Raw genomic sequence first — 11911 nt, 5'->3', positions numbered from 1 at the left:
CCCTGGCTGCGGCCGCCGCCATCTGGGCGGCAGCTATCTGTTTCGTGGTGGCGGCCTTGCCTGTTTCTTTGCCTACTTCCCCAGGTGTAGCGCCACCAGATTGCACTCCTGCATGGGCTGCTCCTGCGCCTTTTCCTTGTGTTTCTCCTTGTTCATATGCCGCGGATGCCTTTGTATGTTCGAATCCTGCAGTATCAGCTGTGTACGCTTCTTGCCGTCCAAGTGCTCGGGCCGCATCTTGTTGGCCTCCAGCATGAGGAGATCCACCGTTTCCAGCCGTTGTCGTGTCCCCTACAGCTCTTGTAGCAGCGGCATAATTGCGACCAGCCGCATAGCCTGAATATCCACCTGTATGCGCTACGGCTGACATGGTGGCCCCGGAATTTGCCAGTGCTGACATCCATTGGCCGTGTTCTATCGGGTCTGTAGTCTTGCGCATAGCATCCGATCCATACTGTTTTGCGGACTGCGAAAAACTGCTGGTGATCGACGCCATCGCCATGCCGCCATAGCGAAATACCACATACATGAACGAGGTGGCCAAGCCCGCACTCAATACCCGGATGGTGGCATATCCGGACATGATCTTCATAGAGTCCGGGGCCAACATAGCCATGCCGATAAGTCCCGTTTTATGCTTGATTGCATCTGATAACGTGCGAAAGGCATACTCCATCATGTGCGTGTGCGCCCCCGCTTCGATGATCTCCCAGATGAAAATGAACACGATCATACCTAATGGGAATGTCAATGCCCGGGTTCCCGAGCCGGTCATGATAAACATCAGCGAAAATGGCAACAGCATGATGGCAAAACCCATGATGGATGTGCGGACTATAGGCATCCATTCAGCCGCCTGATCCGACCATCCTACTCTATCAATAATCTGATAGTAATTCCCCAATGAGCCGGCATCTGCATTGGCTGCCCACTGAAAGATAAGCTTGGAGAGATAGATATGACGCATCCATTGCCAACTCATGCCAGCACTTATCCCCCACGGGCTTACAGCATTCTCACCTAGTGCTGCACGAACCGTCTCCGCAAACATCTGTTTGCAGCGATTATCTATGGTTGTGCCTGTAGGCTGTGCTGCAGTATTGTTGCGGAGACTGGTGAGAAAACCGTGATCCTCACATATTGCATAGACATTACTCTCAAACATGGATTGCGCTGCAGCATCATTTAGCCTGACTGACAAGTAGTTCCAGGCATCCGCGCAGTTTGTCGTCACACCAGCCGGATTGGCGCCATCGTAATAGATGGCGGTCTGATTGTTCAGTGCGGCCTTGCCCAGCTCATTGTAAAGATCGATTGCGCCGGAATTTATCGTATTCCAATCCAGGCCTGTGGATGGAATCGTTGTTGCGGCCGGAAGACAGCTTTCAACATATTTTCTGACACTCGCATCGAGATATTTGTCGGATATCTCGCCGCTATTGCTCATTGCACGCATCAACAGGTCGAATACGACTCCATTGGCATTGGCGCTATAGTTCCAGATAATCGCCGATCCAGGCGGCGCCGATGTATCAATCAGGTCAATGATCGTCTTTTTGGTCTGGCCAAGCCACCCCAATAATTTGGTCATGGCGGTCGGAAGCTGGATGGCTGTTGCTGTTGTACCGCGAACCTCATCATGCACGACAAGATTTTCCTTCGGTGTCAGTATGGCAACCAGCAATACCCCGCCGATCAAGAATGGCAATGTGAACGAAATCGGATTTCCGGACCTGCCATTGGAGGTGTTCGCCATAAAAGTGACTGCGCCGATTACCAGGCCGGCAATACCAAAAGCCACTGCCACCGATACCAATGAATTATCCGTCACCATCAGTGCAACTCGCTGGAGCGCCGTTGCTACCGAGTCTGCGTGATCATAGACCGGATAGATCTCGAGCGCCAATGCTCCGGTGGCATTGATCACGCAGGCGACAAGGACAAGGATCTTGCTGAGCACCTTCATGGTGATTACCTAATCTTTAATTTGGATTGATTTGTATAGTTACTTTATTCTTGACCGCTTCATGTTCTTCTTTGGCCTGTGCTCCCATCGCGATAATGGCATTGTACTCATTCACTCTGGCTGCATAGCTGTCACGAAGTCCACTCTGTATCTTATAGAGTCTCTTTTCCCAGTTAATCAACTGTTCCGGCAGCTCATTTACAACGGCTATTTTGCAGTCGTTAAGCCGCTTCCTGTCAGTCGTTATCGCTTCTCTATATTGTTGGGACGCACGCCTGACAACCCGGTAGAGGTCTGTCATCATCTGATATGCATAGGTGTCTGCTGCGATTTGAGCTAAATCCTCTGCCACTTGTGGGGCAACCCCTTTTAATGAAGCAGCATACAACTTTGCGTGGAACATGCTCGGCAGCTCCGACATCAGCTGCAACTCCGTAACGTTCAGCGCTGTGTTGTTTTGTAGCTTTGTTGCAATAGCCACCAGTTGATCCCGGATCTTTACATACAGTGATTGACCAGCCACATCATCATCACTGCATGCCGCAGCCGTCATGGTTCTTTTTTTCAGGTTGCTGGAAACAATTGTATCCAGCTTGATATCTTCATTGTCATAACAGGGGGCCTTTGTCTGTGCCTCATAGGTATCCCCCGCCTTGTTGCTGTTTTTGGCAATGATCAAGTCACCGATCATCCCACGCGCTATATCGGTATGGTCAGATAAACCCGTGTTGTTCATCATCTGTGCCAACAACGAGATTTGATCGTTGTTGTCTGGCAGCAATTGCTGGATCAAACTCGGACACTGTGGTTTGATCGTAGATTCCGGTACAGGCATGGTGTCTGATGTCACCATTTGGGCTATTGATTCTGATTGTTCTGATGTGCCGCCACTATTGGCTGTATATTCTGAAACCTTGTTCAGGCGTGTATCGTTCCTCGCTTCGGCTTTTGTGAAACCATCCATGACTTTGGATGCCAATACCCTGCCTGCCTGGCATTCATCCACTGCGTATTTGTTGATCTCACGAACCCAACCTTCCACCTTGGTCGAAGCATTTTCGAGCATTTCAGATACGGTCGATAATGCGATGCTGAACATAACCGCAGCCGCATTCGCTATAATCCCCTGTAGTTTTTGAACTACCCAGTCAATGCCAGCGAACCATATGCCCCCCAAACGGACATCAATGCCTCCACAGCCTATCTTCAGACTGGCGCGCTCCATGGAAAGAGCCGGATTTGTACCTACGCCTTTTTGCCACCGGGCATTCAAACCGCCTATCGTAACGAAATTTTGTCCGTTGATGGTCCCGTAGTCGGGTCCGGTATAAACCTTCTGGGCCATCCAGTCATCCACCCAGCCGGCGGTGGAGAGCATCGGCACCATCGCCAGAATCCATATCAAAAGATGGCGTGTTATGTTTCGAGTCATCTTCCTCTTAGTAGTCATGGCTATCCTCGCGTGCAATAAGATCCTGTGTTGGATCTCCTAACGGATCAAGGGGGCCTCCCTTGTCGAATTCATACATGTAGAACTGTTGCGGCTCGATTTCTCCTGAAAGCAGTCTCGATGCGCGGTAGATATTTGCCGTCATTTCATCGGCGGATGTCGCGCCCACTGCAACGGGCATATAATCTTCCGTCCCTTTACGGATCAATATAACCGTTGGTGTCATGCTGATTCCCAGGCTTTTAGCCAATGCCGGCTTGCGGTCTACATCGACGACCTTCACGCCCCAACCTGTTTTGACACGGAAAAACTTGATGGCCTTGTCCTGATCCTTGCAAAAGATACAAGTTTCTGATCGAAAATAGATCAAGGCGTATTTACCGCGGAGTTTTCTCAACGCCTTGTTGATTTCGTTTATGCGCGCTCTTTGCTCTGAACCTCTGGCAAATGTAGCCTGTGCCCTGACCGTGTTCATGTTTAGATTGGGCTTCTTCAACAGCATCAGCGTGTGCATCTGCGTGACGGCCAGGGCCTTGCGCCGTGTAACATCCTTGACCAGCATGAATGCATACATGTTCTGTGGCGTCGTCCGCCAGACGACCTCTTTGAGTCGCTCATCGAAGATCTTTTTCAGGTCGTCAGGGTGCGCCTTCATCAACTCCTGATAGGGTGGCAGAGGACCCAGCGGGGTGCGCTGTGTCAGCTGGGTTTGTCTGGTCTTTTTTTCCTTTTTCTCCTTCTTCGGCGGATCTTCATAGAACCAGAAACCTCGCTCATGAGGCCGGCGCTTTTCTTCTTGCTGCGCATGCAGCCATGGTGTAGTCAGCATCAAAGCAGCCATAACGGTGATTACCATCTTTTTCTGCATGTCATTATCCTCAGAACAGGGGTTTTACCCTGGTCATCATCTCCACGGGCTTGAGCCCATAGTACCTTGAGTCAAATGAATCCTTGTGCTCATTCATCACGAACACCCATCCTTTCTCGATATCACCATTAAATGTGAATTTAGGCATAGGCTCTCCTTTCAGGGTGAACTGTTTTTTGTGTCCGAGCAATTTGCCTTCACACCATGCGGCATCATCTGTGACTTCCAGGTGTTGGCCACTGGTGCAACGAACCCGTTTGACCACCACCGCCGGTTTTTCCAGTATTGGGTGCTCCAATGTAAATACCACATAATCGCCCTGTCTGATCTCTCCAGGCTCTCTCCAGAACAGTTTAATGGGTGACGATATTCCTATGTTTGCATAAAGCTTCCCTGACAATCCCTTGACGACGAGCGTTCCCAACATCAACCCAAGCACGGCTACAATGATCAAACGCTCTGCTCGCTTGCTATCGATTTTCATGTTTTTTCACCTTGTCTCTATATCTTGCCGCCACCTGATCGCCGGATTCTGCCATCTTCTCCAAGTGTGCCAACAGAGGGGCATCGCCGAAGGAGGCATTCTTTTGGCGGATCTTCACCACATCCTTGTTGCCCTCACTGCATTGTCCTGCTCCGGTCAACCCCCCTACAGTGACCACCGCCGGAACCCGCTTGATCTGATACCGCTGGAATAATACGGGGTCGACTGCCATTGCCGTATTGATCGTCTTGCATGTAGCCTCTGTGCAGCTTTCTTCATCAGCCAACACCTTGTTTTTATATCGCAAGGTGGGCTTCACTCGACTGGCTCCTCCGATGAACCCGCGAAGTACGAGCGTGGCGCCGGGCAAACCCTCTATCTGACGAGCATAGCGCCGCACTACCTCCAGCGGCATGCTCGAGGAAACAAAAAGGTAGAGTCTGTCGCCATTATCCAATTCAACTCCATTGTTCTGATCTTGAGCCTGGTAGTTTGGGAATATTTTTGTCTTTAGTTGTTCGATTCCAGCCTGATACTCTCTTGTCTGTGTCAAGTTATAGGATCTTTCTGCCTGTTGTTGCATTGCCTCACGGTAGCGGTTGGCCTCCATCGCCTGGCGTATTTCATTCATGACCCTCGGATCTGCGGCTGGCGCTTTCTCCAGAGATTGCTGTGCATAGGCTCTCCCGGCAGCTAACAGCATCGCGACAATCAATACCCTAAGCAGCATCTTACTCTCCGGAAAATAACCTGTGTGAAGTTGTCGCCCCGAGTCGGCTTGTTCTTTTTTCTCTCCCATGTTGGTGTTGGAGACCCGTAATGAAGGCATTGACTGCCCCTGACTGGCTGTGCAAAGTGGAACCTGTAATTCGATTTACGCCAGATCCAGGTTCGGTGTGCCACACACTCATCTATGCCATGATCCAACAATGCTCCCAGCCTACCGATCTGATATATCAGACGCCCGCCCAGTACACCGCTGGCCTCGGTCATGTGTTCTGCTCCGACCTTGCCAGCCGTCGGGTAAACGCCGTTCCATCCGCCCATGCACCAATAGAGCGCATCGATAGGCTTTCCATTGGCTTGTGATGCCGCATCTGCCATGCATGAAAGCAGTGTTGCCGGGTTGGAAAATAGCAAGGCTTCAGGATTCAGCAAAAATGCCAGCAAATCATTATTCCAGTTCGGCAACACCTCTGTAATGACTGCTAGATCCATCTCCGCGCCGCCGCCATCAACCCGGTTGCCTGCCAGGCAGGGAACATCCAGGAACATATCCAACATGGCCCACACCGGGAAAATGTAATAATGGGCCTGCATCGATGTGGTCTGGCTCCCACTATCACTCCCACCCTGCAGTGAACCGGGGTCGAGATTTGCGAGTTGTGATCCTATTGAGGGGAAGCAGTATGGGTCTTTCACCGTCTCGATCAATCGCGAAGGCTCCCAGAAGGCCACTGTTGCCCCAACCAGCGTGTGGCCTGATTGCAACAGACAGGAACACAATGGATTTTGCAGCTCGGTGTCAGAATCACGATTGTCACTGTTGACACCAAACGATACCACGCCGCCGATATTCATCGGGAACGCGCATTGCCAATTCACATCACTCACCGGATTGAGAAACGACGAAGCGCACTTGGCCATGGTGTCACCACTCCATGCCAATACCAAAAGAAGCATGCAGCATAGGTTCCGTTTCATCTTTGCGCCTCCGTTTTCTGATCACTCTGCACGGGCTCCAGGGCATACTGCCTGACCCAGAGTTCCTGCCCTTTCTGGGTGATCATCGATGGTGTTGCCTTTATGCCGAATCGTCTATCCACTTCGTTGGTATAGAGATAGACCGTCTTGCCCAGCTTTCGAGTCATGTCGATCGGATCACCGCCAGCTGACATCCAGATGACTGTCCCTTCCTGTTTTCTGGCCCAGTCCATATCCTCCGGCCGGTCCGTGATAACAGCAAGTCGGTAGGGCAGTTTGATATAGGCCGCCGGATTGAAGCGGTATCCTTTCGGATAGAGCACCCCTCCCTTTCCATCCGGTATATCCCTTTCCAATGTATATGTCAGATCCAGCTTGTACTCCCGATTCTCACGGGCCTTTGGCAGGCGAACACCTCCAGCCTGAGCCGCCTTGCCAACATCGATTTCCTCCCATTTGCTTTTCCAGTCGATGCGGGACGCACGCTGTTTCATTTCCTGCAGCAGATCAGGCTCGGCTATTTCGTAGGTAACACCGAGATCGGCCGAGACCATTGATGCATAGAGCCATGCACTACTGAAGATTATTGTAGAAATCCTGTACCGCATCCTGTGTCTGTTGTTGTGGTTGATTGGCATTAAGCGATGTATTCGCATGATCTTGGATATTGCCATAGTATTCCGATAGGTCCATTGCTCCGAAGTCCAGGCTTTGGAACTCCTCCGGCGTAAATCCCTGGCAATTCGGAGACTCTGCTGTTCCCCAGCCCCCTGCTATGGCCATTTGTTGTCGTCCCTGCTCATTGATGATTCTTGCCAATTCTGAATTGAAACAGCAATAGGTGTTTTTTTTCTGTACACAGCCGACCAAGGGCCAGCTCGACGAACAGTAGGTGCCTACATAATGGCAAAACCCGCTCCGCTTGAGTGATGATGTCTCCATATCCATTTGGTTGCATTGCGGCGTCAGCAGATATTGAATGACTATTGCGGTGACCGAGAAATTCAATACGCCGGGGTTTGTAACCTGGTTCCAGGCATAGGTGGCAGATGTCTGTGCAGACAGACCGGTTGCATATGCCTGGTAGGCATTCGCGGCAAATGTTGCCATTAAGCTGATCCCCTCCTGGATGACCAGGCCTTCAATATCCGTCCCCATGGAGTCAGAGACTGTATCCCTGTCTGCCTGGTTGCAACAATTCGTAAAATTGCTCTTTACCCCGGCTTTTTTGCAGGTCATTCTTCTTCCCGCAAAGAATCGTATTTGTCCTATGCAGGCTCCTGATGCATCTCTTGGCCCACTGTTATCTGGCATAGATGTGTCAACATCTGTATTCACTTCTCCTATTGCTGCCTCATCTACACATTCATTGGGTGAGCAACGAAAGTTCCCCGCTGTTGTTTCCATGCAGGCATATTGATTCCCCAGCGGACATTGAGGTGGGGCGCTCGTGCATTGCGCCGTCTGCGTGCAGGCTGCGGTGCAAGCACTGCGGTCGCTATAGACATTGCCATTGATACTGCACTGGAATGATAAAGTGTTGTTGAGCGGATCTCCTATGGGTTGACAGATACCAGGCTTGGTGCATTGTCCTGACACGCAACTGATGTTACTGTCCAGCGGGCATGTCTCGGCTATGGTGCAGGCAGCCGAACCTACCGGGCAATAGTCGCCCTGACTGGTTGACTGACACTGTGCATACTCGATCGGATTATCAATCGCTCCACTTCCGTCAAGATCATCTGCACAGACCAGCGCCATTGCTGCATGGCTGGTCAAATACAGCACCAGAGCGGTCACTGCATGGATAAATGACTTTATGGACTGCATAAAATATCTTGCCCCGCAAATCGTATTGATTGCATGATCGTCGCGGCTTCTGCAAAATCATTGAGGCACTGACAATCTTTCTCGATGGTCTCTCCAGCTTCCAGCGGACACTGGTTGTTGGCACAAGACGGGTATCGATAAACCTTTCTGGTTGGAGTGACCTTGACCTGGGATGTCGTCGCATCAGGCGTGACCCGATCATCCTGCACCACCTTGAACACCTTGCACACCGGTTGGCAATCCGCAACCACCGGCATGTCTTGGGGGCTGCCTAGGCCAATATTTTCTTCAGACCAATTGCCTGCCGCATCCTTGGTGGCATTCTTGAATCCCTGTTCCAGCGAGGCCTGTGATGTTGCTCTGTCTGATCGGATCTTGGCATCGGTGAAGTCGAAGGTTGTTGGCGCCGTATCACACATGTATATGCGCTGCTTGTTCCACCAGGGCCTGGTAACATTGTGATTGCATGGTATCGTGACAATTTTTCTGCCATTGAGAGTGATCCTGGAAGGTAGATCATATACGATACCAACCAATTCAGGGGTCGGCGCTCCTGATCTGATGTTTGCCAGTAATGGCTTCCCGAGCGCATCATAGGATATGGTTATTTCCCCCGGGGGAGCAACGATACTGTATATTTCCTCATAATCGGTCAGCCCGATACGCAACCCCTCGACCCATATGTAAATAAACTCATTGTCTATTTTGATCTTGACTTGGTATGTATAAAGCTCATAGTCTGGATGCTCATTTTCGGTCCCTTCGTAATAAAGGCCGCGGATACCATTGACAATTTTGAGAACCAATACCTCCGTTACATCCGATTCATAGGTGATATATCCGCTGGCTGACCCTATAGTTCTCGTGCTTTCTAGCGGCACCAAGTTGGTTGGTGTGTAATTTTCATATGTTGTCACGCCGTCGACCACCTCTTCGCGTAGGCGGCATTTAGGATCATTCTCGATGTTGACACAGCTATTCTGGATGGCGTCCGGCAGTAGCTGACAGGTGTCACTGGTCACATCCACGACTCTTTTTATAGTGCATGAATTGCTGGTCATCGTGGTGGTTTGCGTGGCAATTGAACCCGTCACTGTGTTATAGAGAGATTCCGGCTGGGTCGTCTGTATGCTAACCTCATTGTTGACGCCGGTAATAAGCGACGCGGGATTTTTCAGATACTCGGTCTGTCCCGTGGTTCCTGTTCTGCAGCCCGCTCCAGTTGCGCCATAGAATTCCGCATTACTTGAGTCTACATTGACACTCGATATCACATAATCCGGATGCTGTTGCTGAATGGCTTGTACAAGGCCCGTGCCTATATCTCGTGTGATTATGCCAATATTTGTCCATACCAATGACGATCCGCAGCTGTTGTTGATGCAATAGCATCCTGCCAGATTCTCCATATTGACATTTTCAAGGGCTATGTTTGTGGCAGTCGCATTCCAGCGAAGAGGCTGGCAGTTGTTCCATGTGCCCGCATCACATGAGATCAGCCCATTGGAGCAAACTCCCGAAATCGGCAGTGTGGTGCTCAGGCTTGTGTCCATATTCCCATCCAGATCCATATCGGCCGCTATAAGCAGCGTTTGAAGATCGCCGCTGCCGCTGGGTGCAGCAAATACATTAACCAATTGTTTGGCCGAGGCACATTGGATCGATGCATTGAATTGTGTCCCATCCTGCGCGGTCATCTGTGTCCGCCCCTGCAGCGGATCTATCGCATTTTTTTTGACTGATGATTTGCTATTGAAATTGGGTGTAAACTGCGCTGCCGACGCCTCAGCTGCTTCAATTGCAGGGTCTTTGGTCTGTGCCTCAGCATGCTGATATGCAGCTACGAGGGCGGCGGCCATAAACAGACACTGGAACCAGTGATCAGGCCACCTTGCTAAACTCTCTAATAGCTTCCTCATAGCTCATTCCTTGTTCAATCATTTCGAATATCACGCGGTTATCTGTCGCATCAGATGTTGTCATGCCGTAGGTGAAGTCATCCAGCGACAACCTGCATACGCCCCTTCCGAATGCCTCTCCACCATCAATGAATACCTCTGAGTACCTTGGAAGTTGTGAGGAGACACTTTCGAGCAGCATCATTTCAAAATCGCTATAGTCAATGATGCCGTATTCCTTCGCCAGGTTATAGCTCGAGTCACGCAGGAGGAATTTGAACTGGGTGCTGGAGCGGATCACCTCGCCGGCTGCGCCGAATCCTCTCGTGTCATTGATCGACTGAGTGACAATCGCGAATGACCCAAAGTATTTTCTGGCCTTCCGGAAACCCTCTTCTATAATTTTTGCCACCATGGTGCTTTCGCTACCGATATTGTTGAGGAATTTCCAGGCCTCCTCAAACAGAATAAAGGTTGGAACCCGATCTTTGTCCTTCTTCAAATAAAGCGATCTCGTAATCATGTTAATGATGATCAGGATCACCACATTGAAGAGTGCCGGCCTGTTTGTCAGGCCATCCAGTTCTAGCACGAGCCAGTCATCACGATCGATGTCAACGGTCGATTGGCCATGCACATATTCTGCATACTGACCGCCTGCAACAAAATCACGCATGATATAGGCAAGCACATGAGATTTCCTGACAACCTCCTCGAGTGCGCTGTCATTCTTGATCGGTGCATGCTCCGGGTATGTGGACAGGTAATGTGCAACCAGGGTCACTCCATTATCATAATCTCGCTGACTATAGGCCCACTGAACCGCCTCGGATATCAGGTTGTACTCGATTTCATCCGGTTGCCCTCCGCCATTGGCGTAACACATCTGGGCGATAATGGCCCGGATATTTTCGAGCTCTTCTGCGATTGCCGCCTTGTCCTGTTCTTCATGTAGATTGTTCAGGACTGAGAATGGATTGACTACAAAATTCGCGGCGATATCCAGATAGGTTCCTTCGAGCAACCTGGTAAGCTTGCGGTAACTATGGCCTATGTCAATGATCCGGACCTTGTGCCTTCGGCGATACTCGCAGAGCAATATGTATTGTGTAATAACTGATTTACCGCTACCCGGCGCTGCTGAGATCAACATGTTCCTATTGGTTGCCCGGCGATCGTGGATATCCAGCCCGATGAGTTGTCCTTTACGTCCAAACAACGGAATCGCTGGCGGATAGTTGCCACTGAAATCAGTCTGCACCGGAAGCATGCGAACCACATTTTCTACCGGCACAATAAAATAACGGTCCAATTGTTCGGTGAAATTTTTTATGTTGTAGTAGCCTAGCGGGAGACTCGCCAGGAACATGACATTCTGGATTATCCGCTCTTCCTGCATCGCGGCACCCTTAGACTCCCAGAGACGCTTGACCCTTTGCGCCGTGTTATGCATCTGTGTTTTGTTGGATGCCAATATGACCAATGACGGGATCACTCGCATGAATGTGGTCTTGTCAGATATCCCCAATGCCCAATCAAACTCGGAGATTCGTTTGTTGACCTGTGTGAGGAACGATCCCTTTGATCGCTGGAAATTCATGACTTCCAGCTTGGCCGCCAAGCCGCTGGTCATACTTTCAGGCAATATTGTTATGCTATAAATATAAGGGGTTGTAATCTGTGTCGAATCGCTGCGCGCTCCATAGAATCC

The 11911-nt window shown here is 50.4% G+C and carries 10 protein-coding genes; all 10 read right to left on the bottom strand.

The window, feature by feature from the left end; genetic code table 11:
- The coding region (locus AC3WVG_RS10460; protein ID WP_488798066.1) for a conjugal transfer protein TraG N-terminal domain-containing protein at window positions 1-1966 on the bottom strand (1966 nt) is incomplete at its 3' end.
- Window positions 1967-1982: 16 nt separating this feature from the next.
- Window positions 1983-3416 (bottom strand): conjugal transfer protein TraH, encoded by a 1434-nt coding sequence (locus AC3WVG_RS10455; RefSeq protein ID WP_488798065.1) that lies wholly within the window; start codon window positions 3414-3416, stop codon window positions 1983-1985.
- Entirely contained in the window at window positions 3406-4284 is an 879-nt protein-coding gene (gene traF / locus AC3WVG_RS10450) for a conjugal transfer protein TraF (protein ID WP_488798064.1), read from the bottom strand. The genes AC3WVG_RS10455 and traF overlap by 11 nt, the downstream gene beginning before the upstream one ends.
- 10 nt (window positions 4285-4294) lie before the next feature.
- A complete protein-coding gene (locus tag AC3WVG_RS10445; RefSeq protein WP_488798063.1) occupies window positions 4295-4768 on the bottom strand; it encodes a S26 family signal peptidase in 474 nt (157 codons plus the stop codon).
- The gene (locus AC3WVG_RS10440) at window positions 4755-5498 is read right to left on the bottom strand and encodes a type-F conjugative transfer system pilin assembly protein TrbC (protein ID WP_488798062.1); all 744 of its coding nucleotides are present in this window, start codon (window positions 5496-5498) and stop codon (window positions 4755-4757) included. Before AC3WVG_RS10440 ends, AC3WVG_RS10445 begins: the two co-directional genes overlap by 14 nt.
- Window positions 5480-6472, bottom strand: a complete 993-nt coding sequence (locus AC3WVG_RS10435; protein WP_488798061.1) for a TraU family protein — start codon at window positions 6470-6472, stop codon at window positions 5480-5482. Before AC3WVG_RS10435 ends, AC3WVG_RS10440 begins: the two co-directional genes overlap by 19 nt.
- Complete coding sequence (locus AC3WVG_RS10430) at window positions 6469-7026, bottom strand: hypothetical protein (protein WP_488798060.1); 558 nt, start codon at window positions 7024-7026, stop codon at window positions 6469-6471. The genes AC3WVG_RS10435 and AC3WVG_RS10430 overlap by 4 nt, the downstream gene beginning before the upstream one ends.
- 19 nt (window positions 7027-7045) lie before the next feature.
- The gene (gene traN / locus AC3WVG_RS10425; protein WP_488798059.1) at window positions 7046-8302 is read right to left on the bottom strand and encodes a conjugal transfer protein TraN; all 1257 of its coding nucleotides are present in this window, start codon (window positions 8300-8302) and stop codon (window positions 7046-7048) included.
- A complete protein-coding gene (locus AC3WVG_RS10420) occupies window positions 8290-10221 on the bottom strand; it encodes a hypothetical protein (protein ID WP_488798058.1) in 1932 nt (643 codons plus the stop codon). Before AC3WVG_RS10420 ends, traN begins: the two co-directional genes overlap by 13 nt.
- Window positions 10184-11911 (bottom strand): TraG/VirB4 family ATPase (locus AC3WVG_RS10415; protein ID WP_488798057.1); only part of this gene is annotated, 1728 nt, incomplete at its 5' end. The genes AC3WVG_RS10415 and AC3WVG_RS10420, both read right to left, overlap by 38 nt.

The organism is Desulfovulcanus sp., assembly GCF_982781345.1.
Note: the sequence above shows the minus strand (reverse complement) of the source record. Positions and strands in the feature narration are given on the sequence as shown.